The 17,493-nt window shown below is 61.8% G+C and carries 13 protein-coding genes; 4 read left to right on the top strand and 9 right to left on the bottom strand.

What is annotated here, in order from left to right:
- Positions 1 to 346: 346 nt before the first annotated feature.
- Complete coding sequence (locus MKZ87_RS20445; RefSeq protein ID WP_234206145.1) at positions 347 to 1,840, top strand: YifB family Mg chelatase-like AAA ATPase; 1,494 nt, start codon at positions 347 to 349, stop codon at positions 1,838 to 1,840.
- Between the two features lie 105 nt (positions 1,841 to 1,945).
- On the opposite strand, the gene MKZ87_RS20440 is transcribed toward MKZ87_RS20445, so the two are convergent.
- Positions 1,946 to 3,922 carry a methyl-accepting chemotaxis protein gene (locus MKZ87_RS20440; protein ID WP_085696849.1) on the bottom strand — a complete coding sequence of 659 codons (1,977 nt, stop codon included), beginning with the start codon at positions 3,920 to 3,922 and terminating at the stop codon, positions 1,946 to 1,948.
- 184 nt (positions 3,923 to 4,106) lie between these two features.
- Positions 4,107 to 5,027 carry a LysR substrate-binding domain-containing protein gene (locus tag MKZ87_RS20435; RefSeq protein ID WP_085685856.1) on the bottom strand — a complete coding sequence of 307 codons (921 nt, stop codon included), beginning with the start codon at positions 5,025 to 5,027 and terminating at the stop codon, positions 4,107 to 4,109.
- Between the two features lie 158 nt (positions 5,028 to 5,185).
- Between MKZ87_RS20435 and MKZ87_RS20430 the strand changes: the two genes are divergently transcribed.
- Positions 5,186 to 6,580, top strand: coding sequence for a NorM family multidrug efflux MATE transporter (locus MKZ87_RS20430; RefSeq protein WP_227233892.1), 1,395 nt, complete (start codon positions 5,186 to 5,188; stop codon positions 6,578 to 6,580).
- Between the two features lie 42 nt (positions 6,581 to 6,622).
- Here MKZ87_RS20430 and MKZ87_RS20425 read toward each other — a convergent pair whose 3' ends face one another.
- Positions 6,623 to 8,293, bottom strand: a complete 1,671-nt coding sequence (locus MKZ87_RS20425; RefSeq protein WP_227233893.1) for a putative bifunctional diguanylate cyclase/phosphodiesterase — start codon at positions 8,291 to 8,293, stop codon at positions 6,623 to 6,625.
- Positions 8,294 to 8,557: 264 nt separating this feature from the next.
- Here MKZ87_RS20425 and rep point away from each other — a divergent pair, with 264 nt between their 5' ends.
- Together rep and MKZ87_RS20415 are read left to right on the top strand one after the other, a co-directional pair.
- Positions 8,558 to 10,567 carry a DNA helicase Rep gene (gene rep / locus MKZ87_RS20420; protein ID WP_039765244.1) on the top strand — a complete coding sequence of 670 codons (2,010 nt, stop codon included), beginning with the start codon at positions 8,558 to 8,560 and terminating at the stop codon, positions 10,565 to 10,567.
- A gap of 57 nt (positions 10,568 to 10,624) precedes the next feature.
- Positions 10,625 to 11,197, top strand: coding sequence for a xanthine phosphoribosyltransferase (locus tag MKZ87_RS20415; protein WP_075946495.1), 573 nt, complete (start codon positions 10,625 to 10,627; stop codon positions 11,195 to 11,197).
- A 67-nt stretch (positions 11,198 to 11,264) separates the two neighbouring features.
- Here the strand turns inward: MKZ87_RS20415 and MKZ87_RS20410 are convergent, their stop codons facing one another.
- The 6 genes from MKZ87_RS20410 to dadA all read right to left on the bottom strand — a co-directional run bounded on the left by MKZ87_RS20410 (position 11,265) and on the right by dadA (position 17,357).
- Positions 11,265 to 13,187, bottom strand: a complete 1,923-nt coding sequence (locus MKZ87_RS20410; RefSeq protein WP_266201903.1) for an acetyl-CoA hydrolase/transferase C-terminal domain-containing protein — start codon at positions 13,185 to 13,187, stop codon at positions 11,265 to 11,267.
- A 136-nt stretch (positions 13,188 to 13,323) separates the two neighbouring features.
- Positions 13,324 to 13,740: a c-type cytochrome gene (locus MKZ87_RS20405; protein ID WP_039765242.1), complete on the bottom strand. Its 417-nt coding sequence runs from the start codon at positions 13,738 to 13,740 to the stop codon at positions 13,324 to 13,326.
- A 181-nt stretch (positions 13,741 to 13,921) separates the two neighbouring features.
- On the bottom strand, positions 13,922 to 14,470 hold the full coding sequence (locus MKZ87_RS20400; protein WP_003229444.1) for a cupin domain-containing protein: 549 nt from the start codon (positions 14,468 to 14,470) through the stop codon (positions 13,922 to 13,924).
- Between the two features lie 88 nt (positions 14,471 to 14,558).
- Positions 14,559 to 15,632 (bottom strand): alanine racemase, encoded by a 1,074-nt coding sequence (alr, locus tag MKZ87_RS20395; RefSeq protein ID WP_266201927.1) that lies wholly within the window; start codon positions 15,630 to 15,632, stop codon positions 14,559 to 14,561.
- 95 nt (positions 15,633 to 15,727) lie between these two features.
- Positions 15,728 to 16,081 carry a RidA family protein gene (locus tag MKZ87_RS20390; RefSeq protein ID WP_085696845.1) on the bottom strand — a complete coding sequence of 118 codons (354 nt, stop codon included), beginning with the start codon at positions 16,079 to 16,081 and terminating at the stop codon, positions 15,728 to 15,730.
- Entirely contained in the window at positions 16,053 to 17,357 is a 1,305-nt protein-coding gene (dadA, locus tag MKZ87_RS20385; protein ID WP_085696844.1) for a D-amino acid dehydrogenase, read from the bottom strand. The genes MKZ87_RS20390 and dadA overlap by 29 nt, the downstream gene beginning before the upstream one ends.
- Positions 17,358 to 17,493 lie beyond the last annotated feature (136 nt).

The raw sequence follows: 17,493 nt of genomic DNA, 5'->3' as shown, positions 1-17,493 counted from the left end.
CACCTGTCATTACATTGGCAAACGAAAATGCACCCATCAGGATGGAGGTCTCAGTGAAGGATAAAAAGAGGAAGACAAAGCTACTTCAGGTTGTTGAACTACACCTCGAAGCACTTCGACTGGCTGGAAATTTGTCAGCCAATCAACGGAGGTTTATTGAAGTTGCCGTTACGTGCGAACCTGAGCTTGAGCCAAGTGGTCTGTTAGCAGGCAGAAGATGAATGCATAGGCCCGCACAACCGCTTTCTGATACGTCTTGTAAACCTCTACTCAAACGCTAGAACCCCGCTCAACTACCCTTAAAAAACCCGCAGGAAGCGGCCCCGATTCAACACAAGGAACGACCATGTCCCTCGCCATCGTCCACAGTCGCGCCCAGATTGGCGTGGATGCTCCCGCTGTCACCGTCGAAGTCCACCTGGCCAACGGCTTGCCCTCGCTGACCATGGTCGGCCTGCCCGAAGCGGCGGTGAAAGAGAGCAAGGACCGGGTGCGCAGTGCGATCATCAATTCCGGGCTGCAGTTCCCGGCGCGGCGGATCACGCTGAATCTGGCGCCGGCGGATCTGCCCAAGGATGGCGGGCGGTTCGATCTGGCGATTGCGCTGGGGATTCTGTCGGCGAGCGTGCAGGTGCCGACGTTGACGCTCGATGACGTGGAATGCCTCGGTGAGCTGGCGTTATCCGGCGCTGTGCGGGCGGTGCGCGGGGTGTTGCCTGCGGCACTGGCAGCGCGCAAGGCCGGGCGGACGCTGGTGGTGCCACGGGCGAATGCGGAGGAGGCTTGTCTGGCTTCGGGACTGAGGGTGATTGCGGTGGATCATCTGCTGGAGGCCGTGGCGCACTTCAACGGGCATACACCGGTCGAGCCCTATGTCTCGGACGGGCTGATCCATGCCGCCAAACCCTATCCCGACCTGAATGAAGTACAGGGCCAACTGGCCGCCAAACGGGCGCTGCTGATTGCCGCCGCTGGCGCACACAACCTGCTGTTCAGCGGGCCACCCGGGACGGGCAAGACGTTGCTGGCCAGTCGATTGCCGGGGTTGCTGCCACCGCTGGCCGAGAGTGAAGCGCTGGAGGTGGCGGCGATTCAATCCGTCGCCAGTGGAGCGCCGCTGACCCATTGGCCGCAGCGCCCGTTTCGCCAGCCGCATCACTCGGCCTCCGGGCCGGCACTGGTCGGTGGCAGCTCAAAACCGCAACCCGGCGAAATCACCCTCGCTCATCACGGTGTACTGTTTCTCGATGAACTGCCGGAGTTTGATCGCAAGGTGCTGGAGGTTCTGCGTGAACCGCTGGAGTCCGGCTGCATCGTGATCGCCCGTGCCAAGGAACGGGTGCGGTTTCCCGCGAGATTCCAGCTGGTGGCGGCGATGAATCCCTGCCCCTGTGGATATCTCGGCGAACCGAGCGGCAAATGCTCATGCACACCGGACATGGTGCAGCGCTATCGCAACAAACTGTCGGGGCCGTTGCTGGACCGGATCGATTTGCACCTGACAGTAGCGCGGGAGGCGACAGCGTTGAACCCTGCCGTGAAACCGGGAGAAGACAGCGCCAGCGCGGCCACATTGGTCGCCGAGGCCCGCGAGCGTCAGCAAAAACGCCAGGGCTGCGCCAATGCGTTTCTCGATTTGCCGGGGCTGAAGAAGCACTGCAAGTTATCCACAGCCGATGAAGCCTGGCTGGAGACGGCGTGCGAAAGACTGATCTTGTCGTTGCGCTCGGCGCACCGGTTGCTCAAGGTGGCGAGGACATTGGCGGATCTGGAGAAGTGCGCGGATATCAGTCGCGAGCATCTGGCCGAAGCGTTGCAATACCGGCCGGCGACTCAGTAAGTGCCGCGATGGTGGTGGGCCAAAACGCGAGCAGGCTTGCTCTCACAGGTCCTACAAGAACCCTGGGGGAGCGAGCCTGCTCGCGATAGCTATTTCAAAGAGGCCTCAACGGAAGCGGTCGACCTCCTGGCGCAGGTCGGCTGCCAGGCCTTCCAGTTCCTTGGCGGTGATTGCCAGGTTGGACACCACCTCGCGCTGCTCGCTGTTGGCCATCGCGATGCTCTGCAGGTTGCTGCTCAACAGCGTCGCGGTGCTGCTCTGTTCCTGGGTCGCGGTGGTGATCGCGGCAAATTGCTGGCCTGCCGAACGGCTCTGCTCATCGATCCGCGCCAGCGCCGATGCGACGTTGGCGTTGCGCGACAGGCCTTCCTGCATCAGCACGTTGCCTTGTTCCATGGTGCTGATGGCGTTGCCGGTTTCCTGCTGGATGCTATGGATCATGCCGGAGATTTCATCGGTCGCCTGACGAGTGCGCGACGCCAGATTGCGCACTTCGTCGGCCACCACGGCAAAACCCCGACCCTGTTCACCGGCACGGGCCGCTTCGATGGCGGCGTTGAGTGCCAGCAGGTTGGTTTGTTCGGCAATCGAGGTGATCACGCTGACGATGCCGCCGATTTCCTGGGAGCGCTGACCCAGCGTGTTGATCACGGTCGCCGTGGTGTTCAGTGCGCCGGCAATCTGCTCCAGCGAGGACGACGCTTCTTCCATCGACGTGCGACCGATCTGGGTCTGCTGCGCGTTTTCCTGGGCCAGACGCTGGGTGTTGCCCATGTTGTCGGCAATGTTCAGCGACGTGGCGGAGAATTCCTCAACCGCACCCGCCATGCTGGTGATTTCGCCAGACTGCTGCTCCATGCCTTCATAGGCGCCGCCAGACAGGCCGGACAGCGCTTGAGCCCGACGGTTGACCTCTTCCGAGGCGCGGCGGATGTGCTCGACCATGGTCGACAGTGCCTGGCTCATCTGGTTGAAGGCGCGGGCCAACTGGCCGATTTCGTCATTGCTCGACACGCTCAGACGCACGCTCAGATCACCGGCACCCAGGGCTTCCGCCTGACGTACCAGATCACCCAAAGGCGCCAGTTTGCTGCGCAGCAACCAGACCACGGAGCCGACCGCCAGCAACATTGCCAGCAGACTGCCGATGGCCAGTTGGGTACCCACGCTCCAGGTCACCGCGCGAATCTCGGCCTTCGGCATGCTCGCCACCACCGACCACGGGCCGCCTTCGAACGGCACGGCAATGCTGTAGAAGTCTTCGGACTTGTCGCTCCAGAACCGACCTTTACCCGGCGTTTTCGCCAGATCATTGATCACAGGAACCGCTTGATCCAGCGCCTGCACGCCAGCCGGCGCCACCAGCCATTGGTTCTTTTCGTCCAGCAGTGCCAGCGAGCCGGTCTGGCCGATGCGGAAGCGCTTGAGGTTTTCGAACTGGGCGTTCTGCGCGTCGGTGTAATCGAAGCCGACGAACAACACAGCAATCACCTTGCCGCTGCTGTCACGCACCGGGGTGTATTGAGTCATGTAGGAGCGATCGAACAGCAAGGCGCGGCCAACGTAACCCTGCCCCGCCATCAACTTCGCGTAGGCCGGGTGAGCGTGATCGAGCAAGGTGCCGATGGCGCGACTGCCATCCTGCTTGGTCAGCGAGGTGCTGACCCGCACGAAGTCTTCGCCGCTGCGCACGAACAGCGTGGCGACACCCGCCGTCATCTGCTTGAACTCGTCGACTTCCTTGAAGTTGTTGTTCAGCACTTCGCTGCCCAGATGCAGGCCTGGGGTCTGGGTGCCAGCGACGTTGACCGGCTCGCCCGGATGAATGCTCAGGCCGGCGCTGAAGCGCTTCTCGAACAATCCGCTCAGGCGCTGGGTGCTTTCACGCAGCGTGCCGTGGAAAGTGCTCAACTGATCGGCGAGCAGGCGTGCCTCGCTGGCCAGGTGTTCTTCACGAGTGGCGAGGTTGGCGGTGTCCAGCGAACGCAGGGCGAACACCGTACTGCCGCTGATGACAATCGCCAGTATCACGGCGAGCGCGAGGCCCAGCTGCGAGGCGATCCGAGCGCGAGGTTGAGACATGGACAGCTCCTGGCCGAGCCACGGGATCCTCCTTGATCCTGACTCGGAAATTTTTCTAATAGTGGGGGTGAATCGTGGATACCGGCACGACGGTTCCACATGCACGTATTCGGCGGTAAAACCGAATACTTGAGCGAATAGCAGGGTTATGGCGAAAGGCCGGCATTGTGCAGGCTCGAACGTTTCAGCTCAAGCGTGTGACCGCCGGCAGCGTCATGGCGCGGACTTCGCCTTGCAGGAAGTCGCTCAGGCGGCGCAAACGTTCACCTCCCGGACGGGTTTTTGGCCACACCAGGTAATAATTCAGTCCGCTGGCGACCGCCGTCGGCCACGGCAGACTCAGGCGTCCTTGCGCGACATCCTCGGCCACCATCAGCAAATCCCCCATGGACACACCGTAACCCCGGGCCGCCGCAATCATCCCGAGTTCCAGGGTATCGAACACCTGCCCGCCCTTGAGTGACACCTGATCCGACAACCCCATGTGTTCCAGCCAACTGCGCCAGTCCCGGCGATCTGGCGTCGGGTGCAGCAATTCGGCGCTGGCCAGCCGTGCAACGTCCCAGGGCTGGTCGTTGAGCAGGTTCGGCGCGCCGACCGGAATCAGTTCCTCTGGAAACAGCAGGCTGGCTTCCCAGTCCGGCGGGAAATGCCCGTCACTGAGCAACACCGCGCAATCGAAGGGCTCGTTGTTGAAGTCCACCGAATCCACGTCCATCCAGGCGCTGGTCAGTTGTACCTCGTTGCCCGGCTGCAGATGGCGGAAGCGACTGAGCCGCGCCAGCAACCAGCGCATGGTCAGGGTCGACGGGGCTTTCATGCGCAGGATGTCATCCTCGGCGCGCAAGGTATTGCAGGCTCGCTCCAGGGCGGCGAATCCCTCGCGGATGCCCGGCAGCAGCAGGCGCGCCGACTCGGTCAGTTGCAGATTGCGACCGCTGCGATGGAACAAGCGGCAGGCGAAATGCTCTTCGAGCGTGCGGATGTGCCGGCTCACCGCACTTTGCGTGATCGACAACTCTTCGGCGGCCCGCGTGAACGAACTGTGACGGGCCGCCGCTTCGAATGCGCGCAGGGCATACAAGGGTGGAAGACGACGGGACATGCACAACGCTCCAATGGCGGGATTGCGCCAACTTAGCAGAATCGTCGCAGGATGAGTTTTAATCATGCCACCCATCCTTTTTATCCCTTTGTGCAACCCGCACCAAACCCTGAGAATCGACGGTCTCCTGCTCCCTCTTTTATATGGATGTGAACACCATGCAGCGTCCTGTGCGTACCGAACTCTGGGCCATCCTGCGGCTGGCGGGGCCGTTGATTGCTTCGCAGTTGGCGCACATGCTGATGGTGCTGACCGACACCCTGATGATGGCGCGCCTCAGTCCCGAAGCGCTGGCCGGAGGTGGTCTGGGCGCAGCCAGCTATTCGTTCGTGTCGATTTTCTGCATCGGCGTAATCGCGGCGGTCGGTACCCTGGTGGCGATTCGTCAGGGCGCCGGCGACATCATCGGCGCCGCCCGCCTGACTCAGGCCGGGCTATGGCTGGCGTGGCTGATGGCACTCGGTGCCGGGTTGCTGTTATGGAATCTGAAACCGGTGCTGTTGCTGTTCGGCCAGACCGAGACCAACGTCAACGCCGCCGGGCAGTTCCTGATCGCCCTGCCCTTCGCCCTGCCCGGCTACCTGAGCTTCATGGCCCTGCGCGGTTTCACCAGCGCCATCGGCCGGGCAACACCGGTGATGGTCATCAGCCTCGCCGGCACCGTGGCCAACTTCCTGCTCAATTACGCGTTGATCACTGGCATGTTCGGCCTGCCGAAACTGGGCCTGACCGGTATCGGTCTGGTCACGGCAATTGTTGCCAATTGCATGGCACTGGCGCTGGCCTGGCACATCCGCCGGCATCCGGCCTATAACGCCTACCCGCTGCGTGAAGGCCTGTCGCGGCCGAACCGGCAGTACCTGAAAGAACTCTGGCGCCTGGGTCTGCCGATTGGCGGCACCTACGCGGTAGAGGTCGGGCTGTTCGCCTTCGCGGCGCTGTGCATGGGCACCATGGGCAGCACCCAACTGGCGGCGCATCAGATTGCGCTACAAATCGTTTCGGTGGCATTCATGGTGCCGGCGGGGATGTCGTATGCGATCACCATGCGCGTCGGCCAGCATTACGGCGCCGGGCAATTGAGCGATGCGCGGATGTCCGGGCGGGTCGGTATCGTCTTCGGTGCAGTGGTGATGCTGGGGTTTGCGATGGTGTTCTGGCTGCTGCCGAATCAGCTGGTCGGTTTGTTCCTCGACCATAACGATCCGGCATTTGCCGAGGTGATTCATCTGGCCGTGAGCCTGCTGGCCGTGGCGGCGTGGTTCGAGCTGTTTGACGGTACGCAGACGATCGCCATGGGCTGCATTCGCGGGCTCAAGGATGCCAAGACCACGTTTCTGGTCGGGCTCGGCTGCTACTGGCTGATCGGCGCGCCGTCGGCATGGCTGATGGCGTTCCATCTGCACTGGGGGCCGACCGGCGTCTGGTGGGGGCTGGCGCTGGGACTGGCCTGCGCGGCAGTGAGCCTGACGCTGGCATTCGAATGGAAGATGAAGCGGATGATTCGCCTTGAGCCGCAAGTTCAAGGCTTCAAGATCGCTCAGCCCGAGTGAGTTTCCCTGAGGGAGCAAGCTTGCTCCCTCAGGTATTTGAGGCTAAACCACAATACCCAGCGGCGGCTGACTGGCATCAGCCACCAGATACTCAACCAGCTCGGCCAACGGCAGCGGCTTGCTGATCAGATACCCCTGCACCTGATCGCAACCGAAACCGCGCAACAGATCCAGTTGCTCGCGGGTTTCCACCCCTTCGGCCACCACTTCCAGGTGCAGGTTGTGCGCGAGATTGATCATCGCGTGCACCAGTTTGCGGTTTTCTTCGCGTTGCTCCATGCCGCCGACGAAACTCTTGTCGATCTTCAGCAAGGTGATCGGCAGGCTGTTGAGGTGCACGAACGACGAGAACCCGGTGCCGAAGTCATCCAGCGAAAAACGCACGCCGAGGCGACCGAGCGCGTCCATGGTCTGCTTGACCAGATCGCTGCGGCGCATCACGGCGGTTTCGGTGAGTTCGAATTCCAGCCATTGCGCCTCGACACCGCGCTCGGCGATCAAGCGGCTGAGCGTCGGCAGCAACTGGCTGTCCTGAAACTGGCGGAACGACAGGTTGATCGCCATGTGCAGCGCCGGCAGACCGCGCTCGCGCAACGCCTGCATGTCACGCAGGGCCCGGGAAATCACCCAATAACCCAGCGGCACAATCAGGCCGCTCTGCTCGGCCAGCGGCACAAATTCGCTCGGCGCAAGCAAGCCGCGCTCACTGTGACGCCAGCGCACCAGCGCTTCGAGGCCGACGATCTGGCCATCCTGCAGATTCAGGCGCGGCTGGTAATGCAGCTCCAGCTCATCGCGGCGCAAGGCCCGGCGCAGCTCGCTTTCGAGGTCGGCCATGCTCCGCGCGTTGCGGTTGATCCGTTCGTTGAAGATGTGAAACGTGCAGCCCTGGGTGCTCTTGGCCTGTTGCATGGCGATGTGCGCGTGCCACATCAGCGGATCGGCACCGGCCTGGGCCCGGGCATGAGCGATGCCGAGGCTGGAACCGATCAACAGGCTTTCGCCATCGACCCAATAAGGTTCGGCCAGGGCTTCGGTGATGCGTTCGGCCATCCATTCCGCCCGTTGCGGGGCGCGGCGGGTGTCGATCAGCAGGGCGAATTCGTCGCTGCCCAGGCGTGCCAGTTGATCGCCGACTTCCAGCTGACTTTTCAGCCGTGCGACGACTTGCAGGATCAGGCGATCGCCGGCCTGATGGCCGAGGGCGTCGTTGGCGTGGCGGAAGTTGTCGAGATCGAGGTGGCCGAGGGCCAGGCCGCGACCGTCGTTTTCGGCGAGGCGCGCCGTGAGCAGGGTCTGGAAGCCCTGGCGGTTGGCGATGCCGGTCAGCGGATCCTGTTCGGCCAGGCGTTGCAGGGTGTTTTCCAGCACGCCGCGTTCGCGCACATGCCGCAGGCAACGCCGGAGCATGCCGGCATCGAGGGCATCGAACACCAGCCAGTCGCTGACGCCATCGGGCGCGGTCGCCGGCTCCTGTTCCAAAAGCAATACCGTCGGCAGGCTGCAACGGCCGGGCGCCGGCTGCAACGCGGGAACGGTCAACAACACCGCGTGGCGGTTGTCTTCGAACAGGCTGCTGACCGACTCCCAGTTCGGCGCGCTGATCAGCACCGCCGCACTCCCCAACGGAGCCAGACACTCGCGCAATAACGCTGTCCACGCTGGCTCTTCGGCCAGTAGCAGCAAACGCAAGGGTTCGACAGGCGTAGTCAAGCTGACTCCCTAGACTCTGCAATGATGTGGGCGGCGGGCATTATGCCGTTGCGGCAACCAATGACCAAACGACAACGGATATCAAAACGTTATTTTGTGTCACGAATGAGAACATTAGCCGCAAAATCACCGCGCATCCTGCGTGAAAGTAACAAAACCGGCAAATTTCAATCGCGTGCTGCGTCACAAGTCGGAGAGAGCAGCACAAATCGCTGAGCCTGTTAAAATGCCGGCCCATTTCGTCAACGACTCCCGAATTTCCGTATGTCCCGACTCAATCCCCGGCAGCAAGAAGCCGTGAACTACGTCGGCGGCCCTCTATTGGTGCTCGCCGGTGCTGGCTCCGGCAAGACCAGCGTGATCACGCGCAAGATTGCGCACCTGATCCAGAACTGCGGCATCCGCGCCCAGTACATCGTCGCCATGACCTTCACCAACAAGGCTGCGCGCGAGATGAAGGAACGGGTCGGCACCCTGCTGCGCCCCGGCGAAGGTCGCGGCCTGACGGTCTGCACCTTCCACAACCTGGGCCTGAACATCATCCGCAAGGAACATGAACGGCTGGGCTACAAACCCGGTTTCTCGATCTTCGACGAAACCGACGTCAAGTCGCTGATGACTGACATCATGCAAAAGGAATACGCAGGCGACGACGGCGTCGACGAGATCAAGAACATGATCGGCGCCTGGAAAAACGACCTGATCCTGCCGGCCCAGGCCCTGGAAAACGCCCGCAACCCGAAGGAACAGACTGCCGCCATCGTCTACACCCACTACCAGCGCACGCTCAAGGCGTTCAACGCGGTGGACTTCGACGACCTGATCCTGCTGCCGGTGAAACTCTTCGAAGAGCACGCCGACATCCTCGAAAAGTGGCAGAACAAGGTGCGTTACCTGCTGGTCGACGAATATCAGGACACCAATGCCAGCCAGTATCTGCTGGTGAAAATGCTCATCGGCAAGCGTAACCAATTCACCGTGGTGGGCGATGACGACCAGTCGATCTACGCCTGGCGCGGCGCACGGCCGGAAAACCTGATGCTGCTCAAGGACGACTATCCGTCCCTGAAAGTGGTGATGCTGGAGCAGAACTACCGCTCCACCAGCCGCATCCTGCGTTGCGCCAACGTGCTGATCTCGAACAACCCGCACGAATTCGAGAAGCAGCTGTGGAGTGAGATGGGCCACGGCGACGAGATCCGCGTGATCCGCTGCCGCAACGAGGACGCCGAAGCCGAGCGCGTGGCGATGGAAATTCTCAGCCTGCACTTGCGCACCGACCGCCCGTACAGCGATTTCGCGATCCTCTATCGCGGCAACTACCAGGCCAAGCTGATCGAGCTGAAACTGCAGCACCATCAGGTGCCGTACCGTCTGAGCGGCGGCAACAGCTTCTTCGGCCGCCAGGAAGTGAAAGACCTGATGGCCTACTTCCGCCTGATCGTGAACCCGGACGACGACAACGCCTTCCTGCGGGTGATCAACGTGCCGCGTCGGGAGATCGGTTCTACGACCCTGGAAAAACTCGGCAACTACGCCACCGAACGCAAGATCTCGATGTACGCCGCCACCGACGAACTCGGCCTGGGCGAGCATCTGGACAGCCGCTTCACCGATCGCCTGTCGCGCTTCAAGCGTTTCATGGACAAGGTGCGCGAGCAGTGCGCCGGCGAAGACCCGATTTCGGCGCTGCGCAGCATGGTCATGGACATCGACTACGAGAACTGGCTGCGCACCAACAGTTCCAGCGACAAGGCCGCGGACTACCGGATGAGCAACGTCTGGTTCCTGATCGAAGCCTTGAAAAACACCCTGGAAAAAGACGAAGACGGCGAAATGACCGTCGAGGATGCCATCGGCAAACTCGTTCTGCGCGACATGCTCGAACGTCAGCAGGAAGAAGAGGACGGCGCCGAAGGCGTGCAGATGATGACCCTGCATGCGTCCAAGGGCCTGGAATTTCCTTACGTGTTCATCATGGGCATGGAAGAGGAAATCCTCCCGCACCGCTCCAGCATCGAAGCCGACACCATCGAAGAAGAACGCCGACTGGCCTACGTGGGCATCACCCGCGCGCGCCAGACCCTTGCGTTCACCTTCGCCGCCAAGCGCAAACAGTACGGCGAGATCATCGACTGCGCGCCCAGCCGCTTCCTCGATGAGCTGCCGCCGGACGACCTGGCCTGGGAAGGCAACGACGACACACCGACCGAAGTCAAAGCCGTGCGGGGCAATAGCGCATTGGCAGATATACGCGCGATGTTAAAGCGCTAGAATTGACCACTTTTTTAAAACCTTAGGGCGCACAAGGCGCCAACAGAGGACAGCTTCATGGAAGCCCTGCACCAGAAAATCCGCGAACAAGGCATTGTGCTTTCCGACCAGGTCCTGAAGGTCGACGCCTTCCTGAACCACCAGATCGACCCGGCCCTGATGAAGCTGATCGGCGACGAATTCGCCACGCTGTTCAAGGATTCGGGCATCACCAAGATCGTCACCATCGAAGCGTCCGGCATCGCCCCGGCGATCATGACCGGTCTGAACCTCGGCGTGCCGGTGATCTTCGCCCGCAAGCAACAGTCCCTGACCCTGACTGAAAACCTGCTGTCGGCGACGGTCTACTCGTTCACCAAGAAGACCGAAAGCACCGTGGCCATCTCCCCGCGTCACCTGACCAGCAGCGACCGCGTGCTGATCATCGACGACTTCCTGGCCAACGGTAAGGCATCCCAGGCGCTGATCTCGATCATCAAACAGGCCGGCGCCACCGTCGCGGGCCTGGGCATCGTGATCGAGAAATCGTTCCAGGGCGGCCGTGCGGAACTGGATTCGCAGGGTTACCGCGTCGAGTCGCTGGCTCGCGTGAAATCGCTGGCGGGCGGCGTCGTGACCTTCATCGACTGATCACTGACTCAACTGCGCCGCAATACTTGTGGGAGCGAGCTCGCTCCCACAGTGTTTTGTGTAGCGGTTACTGCGCGGTGGCCTTCAGGCCCGTAAGCAATAACCGCTGAAACAGGTCTTCCTTCAGGCCTTCCGGGTGGGTCAGCTGCATGCGCGCCAAATGCTCCGGATACAACGAAGCCTGCGGCGCATCCAGCGCGGCCTTGCCCAGTTCCAGAATCTCGGTCAGCTTGAATTTGCTCTTGAGCCAGTTCAGCGCCCGTAACAGATCCTTCTCGACCTCAGTGAAATCACAGCCCAGCGGATATTCCGGAAACAGGTTCGGATGCCGTGCGGCAATCGCCTGCAAGCGTTGTGGGGTGTTGTCGGTAAAGCGCGGATCGAGACGGAAATCCTTCGGCAGCTTGCCGACCTTCTGCGCCTGTTCGATCAGGCCTTGCTGGAAGCGCGAGTCGCTGATGTTCAACAGCGCCTCGATCACCACCGCATCCGATTTGCCGCGCAGGTCGGCGATGCCGTACTCGGTGACGACGATGTCACGCAGGTGCCGTGGAATCGTGCAGTGGCCGTACTCCCAGACAATGTTCGAACTGACATCGCCGCCGGACTCGCGCCAGCTGCGCAGCAGCAGAATCGACCGCGCATCGTGCAGCGCATGGCCCTGGGCAACGAAGTTGTACTGCCCGCCGACGCCGCTGAGCACCCGCCCGTCTTCCAGTTGATCCGCCACCCCGGCGCCCAGCAGGGTCATGGTGAACACGGTGTTGATGAAGCGCGCATCGAGGCGTTGCAGGCGCTTGAGCTCTTCCTGACCATACAGCTCGTTGATGTAGCTGATACGGGTCATGTTGAATTCGAGGCGTTTGCTCAGCGGCAACTCGCGCAAGCGCTCATAGAAACTGCGCGGCCCGAGGAAGAAACCACCGTGAATCGACAAGCCGTCGGTTTGCGCCGCCTCGTCGAGAGTCCCGGCGTTGGCCTGCTCCTGAGTCTGCACATCCGGGTAGACCTTGCGCCGGATGATCCCGGCTTCGGCCAGCACCAGCAGGCCGTTGACGAACATTTCGCTGCAACCGTACAGGCCCTTGGCGAACGGTTCGATGCCGCCCTCGCGTTCGATCAACTGTGCCCACTGGCTGAGGTTCACATCGGTCAGCAAGTGCTTGTACGAGGCGTTGTCAGCCTGACGCGCCAGCAACGCAGCGGTCAGCGCATCGCCCATCGAACCGATGCCGATCTGCAAGGTGCCGCCATCGCGCACCAGGGTGCTGGCGTGCAGACCGATGAAGTGATCCTGAAACCCGACGGGCATGTTCGGCGTGGAAAACAGCGTGCTGCTGTCCTTTTCATCGATCAGCAGGTCGAAGGTGTCGATATCGATTTCGGCATCGCCCGGCATGTACGGCAACTCGGTGTGCACCTGGCCGACCAGCAGAATGGTCTCCCCCGCTGCCCGGCGTTTGGCGATCATCGGGAACAGGTCGAGGGTGATGTCCGGGTTGCAGCTCAGGCTCAGGCGATCGGGATGTTCGCTGCTGCTGGCGAGCAACTGCGCCACCAGGTTCAGGCCGGCGGCATTGATGTCGCGGGCCGCGTGGCTGTAGTTGCTGCTGACGTAATCCTGCTGGGCCGGCGCACTGTTTAGCAGGCTGCCGGGCTGCATGAAGAACTGTTCGATGCGAATGTTGGACGGCAGGCTGTCGCGGTGCAGGTCGGCGAGGAAGTCCAGCTCCGGGTAATCGCCAAACACCCGCTCGACGAAGGGTTCGATGAAGCGCTTCTGCAACCCATCGCCCAATGCCGGACGGCCGAGGCACAGGGCGGTGTAGATCGTCAGTTGCCGTTCGGGCAAACTGGCGATGCGGCGGTACAGCGCGTTGACGAAGGGGTTGGGTTTGCCCAGCCCCAGCGGCAGGCCCATGTGGATATGCGCCGGCAACCGCGCCAGTACGTCGTCCACTGCCTGTTCGATCGAACACAACTGCACCATCTGAAGCCTCCTGCCCGTTCCGTGAATAGAGGTACGACCGAGATTGCCGGTTGTTTGCTGCAAAGAACAGCCTCAGGCCCAAATCGCGCGTACAAAAAAACCGTCCGAAGACGGTTTTTTTCGTCGAAAGCGTGGCTTATTTCAGGCCGGACATTTTCTGGATCGCGCCCTTCAGCTCTTCATCGGAGCAGTCGGCGCAGGTGCCTTTCGGTGGCATGGAGTTGATGCCGGTGATGGCCTTGGCCAGGATGCCGTCGAGGCCGCCCTGGTGATCGGCGCGCTCTTTCCAGGCCGCGGTGTCACCGATTTTCGGTGCGCCCAACAGGCCGGAGCCGTGGCAAGCGTTGCAATGTTTGGCAATCACTTCGTCCGGCGTCTTGGCACCGCCACCGCCGCCTGCCGAAGCAGCGACTTCCATCCCCTTGCACTCTTGCCCTTGAACACACACCTGGCCGACCGGCTCGAGGCGTTTGGCAATGTCGTCATTCGTCGCAGCTTGAGCGCTGACAGCCCAGAGGGCCAGTACGGTTGCTGGTGCAGCCAGCATTTTCATAATTAGGTTCACGCGTTCACCCTCAATGGTGGCTATTCACGCCTGCGGCCACGGTTCGCAGGCGGGCGCAAGTATAGCGGTTAGCCCGCTTCACTGAAACAACCCCAAAGTCGAAGGGGTTATATCGCGCTGTGGAACAACGGTTCGGGTGCCTTCGCCGTGTGGCCTGGCGCCTCTTTGTTTAAAAATTCGCCGGCGTGGCTGCGCTGATTAGTCGCGCCGGCGCATCGAACGGATTACGGAAACGATGCGGCTTGGTACTTTCAAAGTAGTAGCTGTCGCCGGCTTCGAGGATAAAAGTTTCAAGACCCACCACCAGCTCCAGGCGCCCTTCCACCAGAATCCCGGTTTCCTCGCCTTCGTGGGTGAGCATTTCCTCGCCGGTATCGGCGCCCGGCGGATAGATTTCATTGAGGAACGCGATGGCCCGGCTCGGGTGCGCGCGACCGACCAGTTTCATGGTCACGGCGCCGTCGGAAATGTCGATCAGCTCGTTGGCCTTGTAGACGATCTGAGTCGGTTTTTCCTGCAGGATCTCTTCGGAAAAGAACTCGACCATGGACATGGGAATCCCGCCCAGAACTTTCCTCAGCGAACTGATCGAAGGGCTGACGCTGTTCTTTTCGATCATCGAAATGGTGCTGTTGGTGACGCCCGCGCGCTTGGCGAGTTCACGCTGGGACAGTCCTTTGAGCTTGCGGATCGATTGCAGTCGTTCACCGACGTCCAAGGCGGGAGCCTCCTGATGCTGTAGAAATATTGAGCGTTATCATGGCGACAGCGTTCAGTATTTACAACACTTGGGCCCCGCTTGCGCTTCAACCCTCGGAATAGAGCCTTGGCACCCGACGCAGGTTGCAGAAGATCTGGTAAGGAATGGTGTCCGCCCACTTCGCCACGTCGCTGGCGAGGATGTTTTTGCCCCACAGCTCGACAGTCGAACCGAGGCCGGCTTGCGGCACGTCGGTCAGGTCGATGCACAGCATGTCCATCGACACCCGGCCAAGAATGCGGCTGCGCTGGCCGGCCACCAGCACCGGGGTGCCGGTCGGCGCCTGACGCGGATAACCGTCGGCGTAACCCATGGCAACCACGCCGATGCGCATCGGTTTGTCGGTGATGAATTTGGCGCCGTAGCCCACCGGCTCGCCGGCCGGCAGTTCGCGCACGCTGATGACTTTCGACTCCAGCGTCATCACCGGTTGCAGACGCTCGGCCACGGCGTTGGCTTCTTCGAACGGGGTGGCGCCGTAGAGCATGATGCCCGGGCGCACCCAGTCGCTGTGAATCTGCGGCCAGCCCAGCACCGCCGGCGAGTTGCGCAGGCTGACTTCAGCCGCCAGCCCCTGACGTGCCGCTTCGAACACCGCAACCTGATCGGCGCTGCTCTGCTCGTGCAGCTCATCGGCCCGGGCGAAGTGGCTCATCAGCACGACTTTCGCCACCTTGCCGCTGGCCAGCAAACGCTGGTAAGCCGCCGGGTAATCCTTCGGATGCAGGCCGACACGGTGCATGCCCGAATCGAGCTTCAGCCATACGGTGATCGGTTTGCTCAATGCCGTCTGCTCGATAGCTTCGAGCTGCCACAGCGAATGCACCACGCACCAGAAATCGTGCTCGACGATCAGCGCCAGTTCGTCCGCCTCGAAAAAGCCTTCGAGCAACAGCACCGGTGCACGAATCCCGGCAGCACGCAGCTCCAGCGCTTCTTCGATGCACGCCACCGCGAAGCCGTCCGCTTCAGCTTCCAGCGCCTGGGCACAACGCACTGCACCATGGCCATAGGCATCGGCCTTGATCACCGCCAGTGCCTTGGCACCGGTAACTTCACGGGCGATACGGTAGTTGTGACGCAGGGCTTGAAGGTCGATCAGGGCACGGGCAGGACGCATGGCAGCAGACTTCTTGGCGGTCATGGAAATAAAAACCGGCGCTGGCTGACGGCGTGAACCGCCAACAGCACCGGGAGAGGGATCTTTACAACGGGTTACGGTAATGCAGCGACGATGGAGATCTCGACCAGGATGCTCGGCTTGGCCATCTTCGCTTCCACCGTGGCGCGGGCCGGGGCGGCTCCCTTGGGCAGCCACTGGTCCCACACCGAGTTCATGCCGGCAAAGTGCGCCTCGATGTCCTTCAGGTAGATCGTCGCCGACAGCAGATGTTGCTTGTCGGTGCCGGCCAGATCGAGCAGACGCTCGATGTTGGCGAGTACGTCGCGGGTCTGCTGTTCGACACCGGCGTTGAAGTCATCGCCGACCTGCCCGGACAGATACACCGTACCGTTGTGGCTGACGATCTGACTCATGCGCTCATTGGTGAGCTGGCGCTGGATTGCCATGCTTCGCGGACTCCTGGGTGGTGTTGCCATAACGGGAAATATCGAGGCCTTCGGCGCTGATTTGAGGTTTTTTCTTCGCCATCAGGTCGGCCAGCAAGCGACCGGAGCCGCACGCCATGGTCCAGCCGAGGGTGCCGTGACCGGTGTTCAGGAACAGGTTCTTGAACGGGGTGGCACCGACGATCGGTGTGCCATCCGGGGTGGTTGGGCGCAGGCCGGTCCAGAAACTCGCTTCGGCCAGATTGCCGCCCCGAGGATAAAGGTCGTTGACGATCATCTCCAGGGTTTCGCGCCGGCGCGGGTTCAGCGACAGGTCAAAACCGGCGATCTCCGCCATGCCGCCGACGCGGATGCGGTTGTCGAAACGGGTGATCGCGACCTTGTAGGTCTCGTCGAGAATGGTCGACGTCGGGGCCATGTCCGGATTGGTGATCGGCACGGTCAGCGAGTAGCCCTTCAACGGATACACCGGGGCCTTGATGCCCAGCGGCTTGAGCAGTTGCGGCGAGTAACTGCCGAGGGCGAGTACGTAGCGGTCAGCGGTTTCCAGCTTGCCGTCGATCCACACGCCGTTGATGCGGTCGCCGGCGAAGTCGAGGCGCTGGATGTCCTGACCGAAACGGAATTCCACACCCAGTCTGGTGGCCATTTCGGCGAGGCGAGTGGTGAAGATCTGGCAGTCACCGGTCTGGTCGTTCGGCAGGCGCAGGGCACCGGCGAGGATGTCGGTGACACCCGCCAGAGCCGGTTCGACGCGGGCAATGCCGGCGCGGTCGAGCACTTCAAACGGCACGCCGGACTCTTTCAATACGGCGATGTCCTTGGCGGCGTTATCCAGTTGCGCCTGGGTGCGGAACAATTGAGTCGTACCGAGGCTGCGGCCTTCGTAGGCGATGCCGGTCTCGGCGCGCAATTCGTCGAGGCAGTCACGGCTGTACTCGGACAGGCGGACCATGCGCTCCTTGTTCACCGCGTAACGGTTTGCGGTGCAGTTACGCAGCATCTGCGCCATCCACAAGTATTGGTCGATGTCGGCAGTGGCCTTGATCGCCAGCGGCGCGTGACGTTGCAGCAGCCACTTGATGGCCTTGAGGGGCACGCCCGGCGCAGCCCACGGCGAGGCGTAGCCCGGCGAGACCTGGCCTGCGTTGGCGAAACTGGTCTCCATGGCCGCGGCGGGCTGCCGGTCGACCACCACCACTTCAAACCCGGCACGGGCCAGATAGTAAGCACTGGCGGTACCGATGACGCCGCTACCCAAGACCATAACGCGCATTTTTGTATCCCTCTCGCGGCGTGCCGCGTACGTCTGTTGTTAGAGCAATGATGCGCGCAGTGTAAAAAAGATTCGCCAGTGCTTTTCACTGTATAAGCGCCTATATTTGGCGACAATTCTCGGCAAAAACCCTTTT

The organism is Pseudomonas sp. MCal1, from assembly GCF_026341415.1.
GTDB lineage: Bacteria > Pseudomonadota > Gammaproteobacteria > Pseudomonadales > Pseudomonadaceae > Aquipseudomonas.
This window is presented reverse-complemented; position numbering and strand designations above follow the sequence as displayed.